Below are 15,157 nucleotides of genomic sequence, written 5' to 3' on the forward strand. Positions count from 1 at the left end.
TTGCCCCGGTCAAAGCTTGAGTTGCTGAAGCACCTGGTCGTACGCTGACCCCATGGGTTCGACAGCGACGACGACCGTACCGACCAACGCCGAGCTGATGGAGGCGTTGGCCGCCGTGGGCGCCGCGTACTTCCAGGACTTCGCGGGGGCCGCGGCCCGGCACGGGCTCTCCTCCTCGCAGGCCAAGGCGCTGGGCGCGGTGCAGGAGCCGGTGCCGATGCGCGCGCTGGCCGGGCGGCTGGGCTGCGACGCGTCGAACGTCACCGGGATCGTGGACCGGCTGGAGTCGCTGGGCCTGGCCAACCGGGCGGCGGCCGCCGGTGACCGCCGGGTGAAGATCGTGGTGATCACCGCCGAGGGCCGGGAGATCCTCAACCGCATCCGCGGCGAGATGAGCCGCACCCACCAGGCCTTCGAGGCGATGACCGACGAGCAGCGGATCGCCCTGCACTCCATCTGCGGGCAGGTCCTGCCGGTGCTGGCCGGCCGGACCGGCGGCGCGCAGTAGGTTCCGCGCCGCCGGTGCCGGTGCCGTCGGTGCCGGTCGGGTCCGCTGCTCCCGGAACGGTTCCGAGCCGTTCCGAGCCGTTCCGAGCCGTTCCGAGCCGTTCGGGCCGGTGCCGAGCGGTTCGGGCGGGTGCGGGGCCGGTCAGAGCAGTTCGGCGAGTTCCGGCGGCAGCGGTCGGTGGTGGAGCAGGGTGAGCGCGCGGGTTGCCCGGGTGAGGGCGACGTAGCGGTCGCGCGGGGCGAGCGCGGCCGGCTCGACCACCACGACCGCGTCGAACTCGAGGCCCTTGGCGGCCGCGACGGTCAGCGCGCCCAGCTCCTCGGCCAGGCCGTCCGGTGCGATGACACCGGTGGTGCCCGCGGCCGCGGGCAGACGGGCGAGCGCGGCGGCGAAGTCGCCGTCCGGGACAGGGACCGCGCGCGGGTGCTCGCTGCCCGGCCGGACGGACTCGGGCGGCCGCATGCCGGGTTCGGCGGCGCGCAGGACGGCTGCGGCGAGGGCCATGATCGGCTCCGGCGTACGGTAGTTGACGGTCAGCCGTTCCTCGCGCCAGCGGCCGGGCAGGTGCGGGTCGAGCATCCCGGCCCAACTGCGGGCGCCGGCCGGGGAGCCGGTCTGGGCGAGGTCGCCGACGATGGTCAGGGAACACGACGGCACCCGGCGCAGGACGGTGCGCCAGGCCATCGCGGACAGTTCCTGCGCCTCGTCCACGACGACGTGGCCGTACGCCCAGGTGCGGTCGGCGGCGGCGCGTTCGGCGGTGGAGCGGTACGGGCCGTCGTCCCGGAAGCGTTCGGCCAGTGCGGCGGAGTCCAGCAGGGCGTCGTCGGTCTGCCCGGTGATGGTCAACACTCCTTGGGCAAAGGCGAGTTCGGACTCCTCGTCGGTCTCCTCCGCGGTGGCGGGGGCGGTGTAGGGGGCGGACGGCCCGTCCTCGCCGAGGAGTTCGGCGGCTTCGTCCAGCAGCGGGACGTCCTCGGCCGTCCACGGCGAGCCGGGTTGGCGGAGCAGGGCGGCGGCGTGCTCGGGGGCCGCTTCGGCGAGCAGCTCGCCGTCGCCCAGCAGCCGTTCGAGCAGCTGCTGCGGGGTGAGCAGGGGCCAGAGCGGGTCGAGGGCGGCGCGGACGTCCGCCCGGGCCCACAGTTCGCGCGGGGCGTGGTGCGCCTCCTCCTCGTCGTACGGGCGGCCGAGCGAGAGCGCCTGGGCGATGGCGAGGGCGTCGAGCAGGGTGCGCAGGTAGAAGGCGCGGGCCCGATTGTGCGGGATCCGCAGGCCGCGGGCGGCGTCCCGGGCCTGGGCGCACGCCCGGGCGGAGACGGTCAGTCCCTCGCCGAGGTCGAGGCCGTCGGCGGGGGCCGACTGGTGGGCGGCGAGGGCGCGGCGGAGGACTCCGGCCATCCAGGGGCCGCCCTTGGCGACGGCCGCGGCGGGGGCGTCGCTGCCGGTGGCGGTGATGCCGGGGAGGAGTTCGCCGACGGTGCGCAGCACCACCTCGGCCTCGCCGAGGGCGGGCAGCACCTCGTCGATGTACCGCAGGAAGCCCGGGTTGGGACCGATCACCAGGACGCCGCGGCGCTCCAGCGCGGCGCGGTGGGTGAACAGCAGGTAGGCGGCGCGGTGCAGGGCGGTGAGGGTCTTGCCGGTGCCGGGCCCGCCCTGGACGACGAGCGCGCCGCGCAGCGGGGAGCGGATCACCCGGTCCTGCTCGGTCTGGATGGTGGCGACGGCGCTGCCCATCCGGCCGGTGCGTTCGCGGCCGAGGGCGGCGAGCAGGGCGGCCTCGCCGACGAGCCCGCGCCGGCCGGAGTCGTCCGGTCCGGCGAGGTCGAGCGCCTCGTCGTCCAGGCCGGTGAGGGTGCGGCCGCGGGTGTGCAGGTGGCGGCGGCGGACGACGGGGCCCGGGTCGGCGGGGGTGGCGGTGTAGAAGGGGCGGGCGGCGGGGGCGCGCCAGTCGAGCAGCAGGGGTTCGTACGCCTCGTCGGTCAGGCCGGTGCGGCCGATGTAGTGGACGGTGCCGTCGCGCTCGTCGAGGCGGCCGAAGCAGAGGCCGCGTTCGACGGCGTCGAGCCGGGCGGCGTGGCGGGCGGCTTCGCGGGCGCGCACCGCGCGTTCCAGCCGGGCCTGGTGGGTGCCGCCGGGCCCGGCGCCGTCGTGGGCGCCGTCGGCGGTGCGGTGAGCCCGTTCGCGGACGGTGTCCAGCCGGGCGTAGAGGGTGGTGAGTCGGGCCTGCTCGGTGTGCAGGGCCTCGGCGAGGGCGTCGCCGGAGTGCCCCGCGGTCGCTGGAAGTTCGTTCATCGATGTGGTATCCTTGCGGTGAGAAGGTTGTGGCAGTCCTTCTAGTGGGCGCTCAATCGACCGAGCCTACCCCATCCGCCGACGTTCGGCGTGACCTCGGCTGTTACTCTTGCGAAGCGTGAGCGCGAAGCCCCAGATCCCCAATGTCCTGGCCTCCCGGTACGCCTCGGCGACCCTGGCCCAGCTGTGGTCCCCCGAGCACAAGGTGGTCCTTGAGCGCCACCTGTGGCTCGCCGTCCTGAAGGCCCAGCAGGACCTCGGCGTCGAGGTGCCGGCCACCGCCGTCGCCGACTACGAGCGGGTGATCGACCAGGTCGACCTCGGCTCGATCGCCGCCCGTGAGCGGGTCACCCGCCACGACGTGAAGGCCCGTATCGAGGAGTTCAGCGAGCTCGCCGGCCACGAGCAGATCCACAAGGGGATGACCTCCCGCGATCTGACCGAGAACGTCGAGCAGCTGCAGATCCGCCAGTCGCTGGAGCACGTGCGCGACCGCACCGTGGCCGTCCTGGTCCGCCTGGCCAAGCTGTCCGCCCAGCACTCCGAGCTGGTCATGGCCGGCCGTTCGCACAACGTGGCCGCGCAGGCCACCACCCTGGGCAAGCGCTTCGCGTCGATCACCGACGAGCTGCTGGTCGCCTTCCGCCGCCTGGAGGAGCTGATCGCCCGCTACCCGCTGCGCGGGATCAAGGGCCCGGTCGGCACCGCCCAGGACATGCTGGACCTGCTCGGCGGCGACACCGAGAAGCTGGCCGAGCTGGAGCGCCGGGTCGCCGGGCACCTCGGCTTCGAGAACGTGCTGACCAGCGTCGGCCAGGTCTACCCGCGCTCGCTGGACTTCGAGGTGCTCACCGCCCTCGTCCAGCTCGCCGCCGCGCCGTCCAGCCTGGCCAAGACCATCCGCCTGATGGCCGGCCACGAGCTGGTCACGGAGGGCTTCAAGGAGGGCCAGGTCGGCTCCTCCGCGATGCCGCACAAGATGAACACCCGCTCCTGCGAGCGCGTCAACGGCCTGGCCGTCATCCTGCGCGGCTACGCCTCGATGACCGGCGAGCTGGCCGGCGACCAGTGGAACGAGGGCGACGTCTCCTGCTCGGTGGTGCGCCGGGTCGCGCTGCCGGACGCCTTCTTCGCCTTCGACGGCCTGCTGGAGACCTTCCTGACCGTCCTCGACGAGTTCGGCGCCTTCCCCGCCGTGATCGAGGCCGAGCTGGACCGCTACCTGCCGTTCCTCGCCACCACCAAGGTGCTGATGGGCGCGGTGCGCGCGGGTGTCGGCCGGGAGACCGGGCACGAGGTCATCAAGGAGCACGCCGTCGCCTCCGCGCTGGCGATGCGCGCGGGCGCCCGGGAGAACGAGCTGCTGGACCGCCTGGCCGCCGACGAGCGGATCCCGCTCGACCGGGCCGCGCTGGACGCGCTGCTGGCCGACAAGCTCTCCTTCACCGGTGCGGCCGGCGCCCAGGTCGCCGAGGTGGTCCGCCGGGTGGAGGCCGTCGCGGCCGCCTACCCCGAGGCCGCCAAGTACGCGCCGGGCGACATCCTCTGAGGTGCCGCATCCGTTGACGCACCGATGATGTGACGCAGCGTCAGCTCTCGGGCGAGGGCCCTGCCGCCGGACCGGTGGCAGGGCCCTCGTGCGTGCGGACGTGGCCCGGGTCGAGCGGCGGAGTGGTGCCGCAGTTCCACTCGCAGTCCGGCTCGGCCACCGGGTGGTCCTCGGGGTCGAGCACGTTGCCGCGGACGGTGGCGAAGGCGATCAGCCCGCCGCCGGCCAGCAGGCCCGCGCAGATCAGCATCGCGGTGTGGAAGGCGGCGTCGACCTCGGCCGGCACCCGGTAGGCGTCGCCGCTCAGTCCGGCCAGCGCCGGTAGCGCGGCCACCGCGAGCAGACCGGCCGCCCGGGCGGCGGCGTTGTTGACCCCGCTCGCGATGCCCGCGTGCCGGACCTCGACGGCGGCCAGCACGGTGGCCGTCAGCGGTGCGACCAGCAGGGTCATCCCGCAGCCCATCACCGTGACGGCGGGCAGCACGTCCGCCCAGTAGGAGGAGTCGGCGCCGATCCGCAGCATCAGCAGCACGCCGGCGGCGCACAGCAGCGGGCCGACGGTGAGCGGGATCCGCGGGCCGATCCGCTTCCCCAGGCGCCCGGCGCGCGCCGACAGCGCCAGCATCAGCACGGTGATCGGCACCAGCGCGAAGCCGGAGGCCAGCGGGGAGAACCCGGCGACGATCTGCAGCTGCACCACCAGCAGGAAGAAGACGCCGCTGAACGCCGCGTACACGCAGAGGGTGACCAGGTTCACGGCGGTGAACAGCCGGGAGGAGAACAGTCCGAGCGGCAGCATCGGCTCGGGCGTGCGGCGTTCGACGACCACGAAGGCGGCGCCGAGCACCACGCCGAGCACGCCGCTGATCCAGACCGCGGCGGACACGCCCTCGCCGGCGGCGGTCAGGGCGTAGGTGATCGCGCCGAGGGCGAGCGCGGCGAGGACCGCGCCGAGCGCGTCGAAGCGGCCGGAGGCGCTCTCGTCCCGGCTCTCCGGCACGGACCGGGTGGAGACCGCGATCACGGCCGCCGCGAGCGGCAGGTTCAGCAGGAAGATCCAGCGCCAGCCGGGGCCGTCCACCAGCCAGCCGCCGAGGAAGGGGCCGACCGCGGCCGACACCCCGCCGAGGCCGGACCACAGGCCGACCGCCGTCGATCGGTCGTCGGGGTGGAAGACCGCCTGGAGCATGGCGAGCGAGCCGGGGGTGAGCAGCGCCCCGCCGATGCCCTGGACGGCGCGGGCGGCGATCAGTACCTGGATGTTCGGTGCGACGGCGCAGGCCGCGGAGGCGGCGGCGAACCAGACCACGCCGATCAGGAAGACCCGGCGCCTGCCGTACCGGTCGCCGAGCGCGCCGCCGAGCAGGATCAGGCCCGCCAGGGTGAGCAGATAGGAGTTCAGCGTCCATTGCAGGGACGCCAGGGAGGCGCCGAGGTCGGCGCCGATCCGGGGCAGGGCGACGTTCACCACGGTGCCGTCGAGCATCGCCATGCTGGAGCCGAGCACCGTCGCCAGTAGTACCCAGCGACCCTGCGCGGTGCCCAGGCGCAGGGTGCCGGCCTCGGAGGTGGCCACGGCCTGATCCTGCGCCCCGTGGGGCGTACGTGACAAGGCTCACCGGTGGCGTGTCGGCGGCGGGGGCGCTGTGTGAGCGGTCGGCTGCGCGGTGTGGCCGACTTCGGCGCAGGGTCGCGGATCAGTGGCTCGGGGTGAATGGATGGTGTACGCACCGTACTGGGGATCATCCGGAGGGTCACCGGACCCAGGGGGGATCGTTGCGGCTTCAAGAGATCGACATTGCTTCACCCGAACGGATGGGTTTTAGTTCAGCGACCGCCCGGCCAGTCCGGACGGATCCGCCGGGTGGAACGCCGAGTCCTGCCGCTGCCCGGCGGTTCGATCTGAACTCTGTACGGCAGGAGCGGGGGACCCACAGGTAAGTCGCCGGACCGGAGTTCGCGCCTCAGGGCGCGGGCGTCCAGGGCCGGCTCGGGGTGAAGCCGCGCATGCGGCCGGGCAACTCCAGCCCGAACCCGACAGCTCACCTCGCAGGCGTCGGAGAGGAAACTTCCATGCCTGCTCAGGCTCGTCGTATCGTCCTGCCCCGCGCCGCCCGCATCGGCATCGCCACCGCCGTCACCGGTGTCTCCTTCGCCCTCCCGCTCGTCACCGCGATGAGCGCCCAGGCCCACACCGCCCCCGCTGCCCCGGCCGCGCCCGCCGCCGTCGCGCCTGTCGCCGCCGCCAAGCCGGTCGAGAAGGCCGCTCCGGCTGCTCCGGCCGCCGCGGCCGCCACGTCCGAGAGCTACCGCGTCGTCAGTGGTGACACCCTGTCCAAGATTGCCGACGTCAAGAACGTCGAGGGTGGCTGGCACGCGCTGTACGAGCAGAACCGCTCGGTCGTCGGCGCCAACCCGAACCTGATCTTCCCGGGTCAGCAGCTCACCCTCGCCGGCCACGCCGCCGCGCCGGCCGCCGCGCCGTCCGCGGACGCTGCCCCGGCCAAGCCGGCCGCCCCGGTTGCCCCCGTGAAGCCGCAGACCCAGGTCACGGTCAAGACCGAGGCCGCCAAGCCCGCCGCCCCGGTGCAGACCCAGGTTCAGACCGCCGCTCCGGCCACGGCCGTGACCGCCGCTCCGGTCGCCGCCACCTCCGGCTTCGTCGCGCCGCTGGCCAACCCGGTGCTGGGCGAGGCCTACGGTGTGGCCGGCTCGATGTGGGCCTCCGGCCACCACACCGGCCAGGACTTCGTCGCCTCCACCGGTACCCCGCTGCGCGCCGTCGCCAACGGCGTCGTGGTCAAGGCCGGCAACGGCGGCGCCTACGGCAACGAGGTCGAGATCAAGCTCGCCGACGGCCACTACGCCCAGTACGCGCACCTCTCGGTGATCGGCGTGAAGATCGGTCAGACCGTCACCGTCGGCCAGCAGATCGGCCTCTCCGGCGCCACCGGCAACGTGACCGGCCCGCACCTGCACTTCGAGATCCGCACCGGCTCGGAGTACGGCTCGGACATCAACCCGGTCACCTACCTGCGCGCGCACGGCGTCGCGCTCTGACCCTCCGGGGATCAGGTCCAGGGTTTCAGGAACCACCACTGCTGCGGAGCGAATCGGTCCTCCGGGATGGTCATGTCGGGTGACCGCTCGACCGGATGATCGCCGTGCAGTGGACATGGGCGCGGGACACGCCCAGGCCGGCCCGGCTCGCGGGATTCACCTCCCTCGCGAGCCGGGCCGGCCGCTGCCGTTTCCGGGGCGCTGCCGTTTCCGGGGCGCGACGTTCCGGGTGCGTGACCTTCCGGGAGGCGGGGCGGCAGGGGCGCGGGGCGGTTCGATGCGGGGCGGGCCGTTGTCGAGGCCGGCGGCGTCGGCGGTTTCGTTGCGCGGGTGGTGAGTCGGCCGGGGATCGCGGGTGGGCGACGGGTCTGCCGAACGCGCTGGAACAGGTGGGGAGTTCGGTGCTCCGGCGGCCGGGCTCGGGCGGTTCCGCGTCGTCGGGTGAGGGCCGTTGGGCGAGGGTCGTCGGGTGAGGGGCGGCGGGCCGGCTTCGTCTGGCGAGCGGTCGCGGGGTGTCCGGTCAGCCGCGGTGGGCCGGCAGGCCGTACTGGGCGGCGGCCAGCAGGTCGTGCATCCGGTGGCCGAAGTCCTCGGTGTCGCGGGCCGGTTCGGGGAAGACCAGGCGGACGTCGCGGTGGCCGTCGGGGTGGTCCAGGCGCAGCACCAGGCCGTGGCGGTCCAGGGCGAGCGGGCGGACGTCCGGGTTCCGGGCGAGTAGCGCGGGGTCGAGGAGGCGGGTGAGGACCTCGATCGCGTCGGCGTGGTCGTCCGCGAAGTGGGTGAGCATCGCGGCCTCGTGGCGGGCCATCGGGTCGGGGCCGGCGAGGGAGAGGTCGGCGGCGGTGACCGCTCCGGTGCCGTACGGGGTGGCGAGGACGGCGTGGGCGACGTCCACGCGCAGGTGGACGCTGAGGCCGTCGTCGGCGAGGTGCGCCAGTCGCAGCCGGCCGGCCAGGGTGAGCCGGCCGCGGACGCGGTCCCGGACGGCGACGGGGGAGACGTCGGTGACGTCGAGGACGACGGCGAGGCCGTCGGTGGCGTGGGCGGCGGCCACGGTGAGCGGGGCGTCCAGCGGGGCGCGCATCCGCAGGCGGGAGCCGTGGGCGGAGACCGGAGTGTCGAGGTCGTGGTGTTCGCCCAGGGCGCGGACGGCGAGCGAGGAGGTCGTGCTGAGCAGGCTCTGGATCCGTTCGGCGGTGGTGGGCTCGGGGACCTCGGTGTCGCCGGTGGGCTGGCTCATGGACGGACCTCCAGATAGTTAGGTGAGCCTAACCTAATGTTCGCGGTTGGGGTTCGGCAAGCAGGCGCCGGGACGTGCCGAAGGGCCCGGACGGGCGGTCCGGGCCCTTCGGCACGTCGGGCGGCGCGGTGTCAGGCGACGACGGCCTGGGCGTCGATCTCGACCAGCATCGGCTCCTGCGGGAGCTCGACGAAGACGGTGGTGCGGCAGGGCTTCACTCCACCGGGCTCGATGTTCTCCTCGATGAACTCGGCGTAGGCCTCGTTCATCAGTGGGAAGTCGGCGCGCTTGGTGAGGTACACGCGGAACATCACCACGTCCTCGATCGTGGCGCCGCCGGCCTCGACGACGGCCTTGACGTTCTCCAGGGTGCGCCGGGTCTGCGCCTTCACGTCGCCGTGGTGGAGGTACTCGCCCGTCGCCGGGTCCTGCGGGCCCTGCCCGGAGACCTGCAGGATCGGGCCCTTGCGCACGCCCTGGGAGAAGGTCCAGGCGGGGGCCGGGGCGCCCTCGGTGCGGATCTCGGTCTTCTCGCCGATCGGGGACTGCTCGGGGGGCATGGGACTCCTCGGATCTCGTGACGGTTCGTCAGCGGTGTTCGGGGCGGCCGCAGTCGGCCGAGACGGTGCGGGCGGTGGCGAGCAGCTGCGGGAGGAGGTCCAGCACCTGCTCGTACGGGAGGACGACGTCCGGGACGGAGATGGACGCGGCGGCGACGACCCGGCCGCTGGCGTCCCGGATCGGTGCGGCGACGCAGTTGATGAAGGCCTCGTGCTCCGCGTGGTCCTGCGCCCAGCCCTGGGCGGCGACCTTCTCCAGCTCGGCGAGCAGCGCCTCGGGCGTGGTGAGGGTGTGTTCGGTGTGCGGGGTGAAGTCGATCCCGGCCACCACCCTGCGCCGCTCCGGCAGGGGCAGGTCGGCCAGCAGCACCTTGGACACGGCCGCGCTGTGCAGGGCGGCGCGCAGGCCGATCCGGGAGTACATCCTGACCGGGTGGCGGGAGTCGAACTTGTCGATGTAGACCACCTCGCCGCCCTCGTAGGCGGCCAGGTGCACGGTCTGACCGGTGGCGGCGTTCAGCTCGGCCAGGTGGGGGGCGGCGATCCGGCGGATGCCGCGCTGCTCCAGTGCCAGGCCGGAGAGGGCGAAGAGGCCGGCGCCCAGGTGGTAGCGGTAGGCCGCGTCGCGGTAGACGAACCGTTCCTCTTCGAGGCTCTGGAGCAGTCGGAGCACGGTGGTCTTGTGGACGCCGAGCACCTCGGCGAGCTGGTCGAGGGAGCGTTCGCCCTCGCCGAGTTGGGCGAGGATGCGCAGGGCGCGGGTGACGGTCTGGCTCATCGTGCTCCGCTTCGAGGGCTGGGGTTCCCGCTCATTGTGCCCGGGCCCGGGCGGGGGCCCGGCGTCCGGTCACCGGCGCCGTGGGCGTCGTCGGCGGGGGTGGGGCCGCCGGTCCGTGCGCCGTGGCGGGCCTGCGCGGGGTCGCTGGCCCGTGCGCGGTCGGGGGTGAGGGCGGGGCCGGTGATGCCGTCCGCGCTGACCCGGGTGGCGGCCCAGTCCGCGGGGGAGGCGTCGAGCAGGGCCGACACCACGGCGGCGGGCGGCAGTTCGGCCTGGTCGCCGTGGGCGGTCAGCGCGCAGGCCGCGCTCAGGTGGCCGAGCCGCAGCCGGCGGCGCTGGTCCAGGCCCCGGACGGTGCCGGCCAGGTAGCCGGCCGCGAAGGCGTCGCCCGCGCCGGTGGCCTCCACCACCTCGACGGCGAGGGCCGGTTCGGTGACCGTCGTGCCGTCCCGCTCCAGGGCGGTGACGTGCCGGTCGGCGTCCTTGACCACGAGGGTGGCGGGCGTCGGGAAGCGGCGGCGCAGTGCGACGGGGTCGCCGGTGCCGAAGGCGGCCTGCGCCTCGTCGGCGCCGAGCAGCAGCAGGTCGGCGGCGTCCAGCAGCGGCGGCAGCACCGACGGGTCGCGGTCGCGCCAGAGCGACGGGCGCCAGTTGAGGTCGAAGCTGACCAGCCGGCCCGGGCGGCGGTCGGCCAGCAGGGCGCGCAGCAGGGCGAGGCAGTCGTCGGAGAGGGCGGCGGTGATGCCGGACAGGTGCAGGAGGCGGGCGTCGGCCAGCAGCGGGGCGGCGGCCGGGTCGGCGAGCAGCGCGGGGGAGAGCGCCGCGGCCGCGGAGCCGCGCCGGTGGTAGTGCAGCCGGCTGCGGCCGGGGCCGAGGTCGTGGTCGTGGCCGGTGGTGCCGCCGACCTCTTTGAGGTAGAGGCCGGTCGGGCGGTGCGGGTCGACCGCGACCGCCGAGACGTCCACGCCGCGGGCGGCGACCTCGGCGAGCAGCCGCCGGCCGAAGCCGTCCGCGCCGACCCGGCTGATCCAGGCGGTCGGCACGCCGAGTGCGGCCAGTGCGCCGGCCACGTTGGACTCGGCGCCGCCGACGGAGAGCCGGAAGTTCGCCACCGACTCCAGCGGGCCCGGGCGGTCCGGGAGCAGGACGGCCATCGACTCGCCCACGCACACGGCCGTCGGGGGAGGACCCGGGCGGGTCGCCCCCGGGATGTCCTGTCGCGGCATGTGCGGGGCTCCTCGTCTGCGGCCGTTCCGCGGGGAGCGGGCCGACTCCGTTGACCGTGTCCGTTGACCGTGCGTCGACTCTGCCGGGCGACCGTCCGCGAAGGGTGCGGGCCGGGTTCGCCGGGCGTGTGTCGGTTCGTCGAGCGTGAGCCGGTTCCCCGTGGAGCGTGGGCCGGTTCCGTTGACCGTGATCCGGCGCCGATGCTAGAACCGTGCTGCCAGCATGTGCAACCCGCGTTGCGCATGTTGCAACATGACGGAAGGAGGATCGTGGAGCAGACCTTCGCAAGCAGCGGCACCGGGCCCGGGATCGCCGTCGGCGCGGTGGCGGCCCTGGCCGACGAGCCGCTGGACTGGCGGTTCAAGGCCGCTCCCCCGCAGTCGTGGGGCCGTACCGTGCGGGAGTGGCTGGCCGACGGCCCGACCCTCTCCTCGCTCGGCACCCCGCTGCTCACCCTCGACGGCGCCGCGGTCGAGCACAACGTCCGCACCATGGCCGACTGGTGCGCCAAGGCGGGCGTCGCGCTCGCCCCGCACGGCAAGACCACCATGGCGCCCGCCCTCTGGCAGGCGCAGCTCGCCGCCGGGAGCCACGGCATCACCCTCGCCAACCTGCCTCAGGTCAGGGTCGCCCGTGCCTTCGGGGTGCGGCGGATCCTGCTCGCCAACACCCTGCTCGACCCGGCCGGACTGGCCTGGCTCGCCGACGAACTGGCCTCCGACCCCGGCTTCGCCTTCCTCTCCTGGGTCGACTCCACCGAGAGCGTGCGGCTGATGGACGAGGCGCTGCGCGCCGCCGGCGCCGAACGGCCGGTCGAGGTGCTGGTCGAACTCGGCGGGCCCGGCGGGCGGACCGGTGCCCGCGGCGTGGACGCCGCCGTCGAGGTCGCCGCCGCCGTGCTACGGGCCCCCATGCTGCGCCTCGCCGGCGTCGGCGGCTACGAGGGCGCGCTCGCGCACGACGCCACGGCCGACGGGCTGGCCGCCGTCCGAGGCTACCTCCGGACCTTGGCCCGGCTCCACGGCCGGCTCGCCGGCGCCTGCCCGGACGACGCGCCACCGGTGGTCACGGCCGGCGGCAGCGCCTACTTCGACCTGGTGGTCGAGGAGTTGGCCGGCCTGCCGGACACCCTCGTGGTGCTGCGCTCGGGCGCCTACGTCGCCCACGACGACGGCTTCTACCGGGGTGTCTCGCCGTTCGCCCGGGGCGCCGGCGAGACACCGTTCCGCGGCGCGCTGCACGGCTGGGCCCGGGTGGTATCCCGACCCGAACCACAACTCGCCCTGCTGGACGCCGGAAAGCGCGACCTGCCCTTCGACGAGGGCCTGCCCGAGCCGCAACGAGTGCGCGGTGGAGTCGAGTTGACCGGAACGACGGCACGGATCACCGCGCTCAACGACCAGCACGCCTTCCTGAGCGGCGCGGGCGACCTCGCGCCGATCGGCGCCGTACTGCGCTTCGGCGTGTCGCACCCGTGCACGGCCTTCGACAAGTGGACGGCGATCCCGGTGCTGGACTCCGCGGACGCCGCCGAGCCGAAGGTCACCGGACTGGTCAGGACGTTCTTCTGATGGCCGGGGCGAGAACGGCCGGACCGGGCACGCCGGGCCCGACGGGCCCGACGGTATTCCGCGGCGCCACCGTCGTCGACGGCACCGGCGCCGACCGCTACCGGGCGGACGTGCGGATCGCCGACGGCCTGATCACCGGGATCGGCGGGCGCCTCGACGCACCCGACGTGGTGGACGCCGACGGACTGGTCCTGACCCCCGGCTTCATCGACATGCACGCCCACTCCGACCTCGCCCTGCTGCTCGAACCCGAGCACCCGGCCAAGGTCACCCAAGGCGTCACCTGCGAGGTCCTCGGCCAGGACGGCCTGTCCTACGCCCCGGTGGACGACACCACGCTGCCCGCGCTGCGCCGCCAACTCGCCGGCTGGAACGGCGATCCGGCCGACCTCGACTGGGACTGGCGCGACGTCGCCGGCTACCTGGACCGGATCGACCGCACCGGGGTCGCCGTCAACGCCTGCTACCTCGTCCCACACGGCACGCTGCGCACCCTCGTCATGGGCTGGGCCGACCGGCCACCCACCCCGGCCGAACTCGACCGGATGCGACAGGTGCTGGCGAAGAGCCTGCTGGACGGCGCGGTCGGCATGTCCAGCGGTCTCAGCTACACGCCCGGGAGTTACGCGGACACCGCCGAACTGGTCCAGCTGTGCACCATCGTCGCGGCCTACGGCGGCTTCCACGCTCCGCACCAACGCTCCTACGGAGAAGGCGCGTTGGAAGGATACGCCGAAATGGTGGAGATCTCCCGGCAGAGCGGCTGCGGGCTGCACCTGACCCACGCCACGATGAACTTCGGCGTCAACCGGGGCCGAGCCGGCGAGCTGCTGGAACTGGTCGACCGGGCGCTCGCCGACAGCGTCGACCTCACCCTGGACAGCTACCCCTACCTGCCCGGCTCCACCACCCTGGCCGCCCTGCTGCCGAGTCGGGCCACCGAGGGCGGCCCGGCGGCGACCCTGGCCCGGCTCGCCGACCCGGCGGAGTGCGCCCGGATCCGGTACGAAGTGGAGGAGAAGGGCAGCGACGGCTGCCACGGCGTGGTCACCGACTGGACGACGATCCAGATCTCCGGCGTCCGGTCCGCGGAGCTGGCACCGGCCGTCGGCAGGACCGTCGCCGAACTCGCCGTCGAGGAACGGCGGACCGGCACCGAGGTCTTCCTGGACCTGCTGCGCCGGGACCAGCTGGCCACCACGATCCTCCAGCACGTCGGGCACGAGGAGAACGTCCGGGCGATCATGCGCCACCGAGCGCACACCGTCGGCAGCGACGGGCTGCTGGTCGGCGCCCGGCCGCACCCGCGTGCCTGGGGCACCTTCCCGCGCTACCTCGGCCACTACAGCCGGGAGTTGGGTGTACTGACCCTGGAGGAGACGGTCGCCCGGATGACCGGCCGGCCCGCCGCCCGGCTGGGTCTGCACCGGCGCGGACTGATCGCCCCCGGCCACCACGCCGACCTGGTGCTCTTCGACCCGGAACGGGTCCGGGACGCCGCCACCTTCGAGCACCCCCGGCGGCCCGCCGAGGGAATCGAGTCCGTGTACGTCAACGGCACCGCCGTCGTCCGGCAGGGCCGCACCACCGGCGCCCGGCCCGGGCGCGCCCTGCGCCGCACCGACCGAGGAACCCGAGCCGCATGAACTCCTTCTCCGCCCTGCAGGACGACCGGGTGATCGCGGTGGTCCGCGCGCCGGACATCCCCGACGCCGCCGCGCTGTGCGCCGCGCTCGCCGCGGGCGGCATCCGATGGACCGAATTCACCTACACCACACCGGACGTGACCCGGCACCTGCGCCGTGCCGCGCAGGCCGGCCACCGGGTCGGCGTCGGCACCGTGCTGACCGCGGAGCAGGCCGAGCGCGGGACCGCGGCCGGGGCTTCCTTCCTGGTCACCCCGGGCTGCCGGCCCGAGGTCGCGGCGGCGGCGACCTCAGCCGGGATACCGGTGGTGCTCGGGGCGCTGACCCCGACCGAGGTGGCCCGGGCGGTGGACCTGGGGGCGGCCGCGGTCAAGATCTTCCCGGCCCGGTCGTTCGGCCCCGGCTACTTCAAGGACCTGCGCGGCCCGTACCCGGACGTCCCACTGGTGGCCTCCGGCGGGGTGAACGCGGGCAACGCCGCCGAGTTCCTGGCGCAGGGCGCGCTCGCCGTCTGCGCCGGGACGGACGTGGTACCGCCGGCGGCGGTCGCGGCGGGGGACTGGGCGGAGATCACCCGGCGGGCCCGGGCGTTCACGCAGGCGTGCGGAGCGTCGTAGGTCGGTCCGGTGGCCGGTCCGGGGTGTGGAGGCCGGGGCGTACCGGCGGAGCAGCCGGGGGCGAATCGTCGGGGCAGGCCGTCGGGGCGGGCCGTCGGGGAGAGTT

The 15,157-nt window shown here is 74.5% G+C and carries 12 protein-coding genes and 1 riboswitch; of the genes, 6 read left to right on the forward strand and 6 right to left on the reverse strand.

Going from position 1 to position 15,157, the window contains the following annotated elements; translation table 11 throughout:
* Window positions 1-52: 52 nt before the first annotated feature.
* Window positions 53-508, forward strand: coding sequence for a MarR family transcriptional regulator (locus tag AB0D10_RS20245; protein WP_360258032.1), 456 nt, complete (start codon window positions 53-55; stop codon window positions 506-508).
* Window positions 509-649: 141 nt separating this feature from the next.
* Here AB0D10_RS20245 and AB0D10_RS20250 read toward each other — a convergent pair whose 3' ends face one another.
* Window positions 650-2,803, reverse strand: coding sequence for an ATP-binding domain-containing protein (locus AB0D10_RS20250; protein ID WP_360258035.1), 2,154 nt, complete (start codon window positions 2,801-2,803; stop codon window positions 650-652).
* Window positions 2,804-2,921: 118 nt separating this feature from the next.
* Between AB0D10_RS20250 and purB the strand changes: the two genes are divergently transcribed.
* Window positions 2,922-4,352: an adenylosuccinate lyase gene (purB, locus tag AB0D10_RS20255; RefSeq protein WP_360258037.1), complete on the forward strand. Its 1,431-nt coding sequence runs from the start codon at window positions 2,922-2,924 to the stop codon at window positions 4,350-4,352.
* Window positions 4,353-4,392: 40 nt separating this feature from the next.
* Here purB and AB0D10_RS20260 read toward each other — a convergent pair whose 3' ends face one another.
* Entirely contained in the window at window positions 4,393-5,928 is a 1,536-nt protein-coding gene (locus AB0D10_RS20260) for an MFS transporter (RefSeq protein WP_360258040.1), read from the reverse strand.
* Between the two features lie 357 nt (window positions 5,929-6,285).
* Window positions 6,286-6,423: riboswitch (cyclic di-AMP (ydaO/yuaA leader) on the forward strand.
* A gap of 2 nt (window positions 6,424-6,425) precedes the next feature.
* On the opposite strand from AB0D10_RS20260, the gene AB0D10_RS20265 reads away from it, so the two are divergent.
* Window positions 6,426-7,412 carry a LysM peptidoglycan-binding domain-containing M23 family metallopeptidase gene (locus AB0D10_RS20265; RefSeq protein ID WP_360258042.1) on the forward strand — a complete coding sequence of 329 codons (987 nt, stop codon included), beginning with the start codon at window positions 6,426-6,428 and terminating at the stop codon, window positions 7,410-7,412.
* Window positions 7,413-7,932: 520 nt separating this feature from the next.
* On the opposite strand, the gene AB0D10_RS20270 is transcribed toward AB0D10_RS20265, so the two are convergent.
* The 4 genes from AB0D10_RS20270 to AB0D10_RS20285 all read right to left on the reverse strand — a co-directional run bounded on the left by AB0D10_RS20270 (window position 7,933) and on the right by AB0D10_RS20285 (window position 11,216).
* Entirely contained in the window at window positions 7,933-8,652 is a 720-nt protein-coding gene (locus AB0D10_RS20270) for a DUF2470 domain-containing protein (protein ID WP_360258045.1), read from the reverse strand.
* Between the two features lie 131 nt (window positions 8,653-8,783).
* On the reverse strand, window positions 8,784-9,212 hold the full coding sequence (locus tag AB0D10_RS20275; RefSeq protein ID WP_360258047.1) for a RidA family protein: 429 nt from the start codon (window positions 9,210-9,212) through the stop codon (window positions 8,784-8,786).
* 28 nt (window positions 9,213-9,240) lie between these two features.
* Window positions 9,241-9,990 (reverse strand): IclR family transcriptional regulator, encoded by a 750-nt coding sequence (locus AB0D10_RS20280; RefSeq protein ID WP_360258049.1) that lies wholly within the window; start codon window positions 9,988-9,990, stop codon window positions 9,241-9,243.
* Window positions 9,987-11,216 (reverse strand): sugar kinase, encoded by a 1,230-nt coding sequence (locus AB0D10_RS20285; RefSeq protein WP_360258052.1) that lies wholly within the window; start codon window positions 11,214-11,216, stop codon window positions 9,987-9,989. The genes AB0D10_RS20280 and AB0D10_RS20285 overlap by 4 nt, the downstream gene beginning before the upstream one ends.
* Before the next feature lie 270 nt (window positions 11,217-11,486).
* Between AB0D10_RS20285 and AB0D10_RS20290 the strand changes: the two genes are divergently transcribed.
* The 3 genes from AB0D10_RS20290 to AB0D10_RS20300 are packed head-to-tail and all read left to right on the forward strand — an operon-like array spanning window position 11,487 to window position 15,051.
* Complete coding sequence (locus AB0D10_RS20290) at window positions 11,487-12,788, forward strand: alanine racemase (RefSeq protein WP_360258054.1); 1,302 nt, start codon at window positions 11,487-11,489, stop codon at window positions 12,786-12,788.
* A complete protein-coding gene (locus AB0D10_RS20295; protein WP_360258056.1) occupies window positions 12,788-14,434 on the forward strand; it encodes a D-aminoacylase in 1,647 nt (548 codons plus the stop codon). Before AB0D10_RS20290 ends, AB0D10_RS20295 begins: the two co-directional genes overlap by 1 nt.
* A complete protein-coding gene (locus AB0D10_RS20300) occupies window positions 14,431-15,051 on the forward strand; it encodes a bifunctional 4-hydroxy-2-oxoglutarate aldolase/2-dehydro-3-deoxy-phosphogluconate aldolase (protein WP_360258058.1) in 621 nt (206 codons plus the stop codon). The genes AB0D10_RS20295 and AB0D10_RS20300 overlap by 4 nt, the downstream gene beginning before the upstream one ends.
* Window positions 15,052-15,157 lie beyond the last annotated feature (106 nt).

Origin of the sequence: Kitasatospora sp. NPDC048545 (assembly GCF_040651155.1) — a bacterium.
Lineage (GTDB): Bacteria > Actinomycetota > Actinomycetes > Streptomycetales > Streptomycetaceae > Kitasatospora.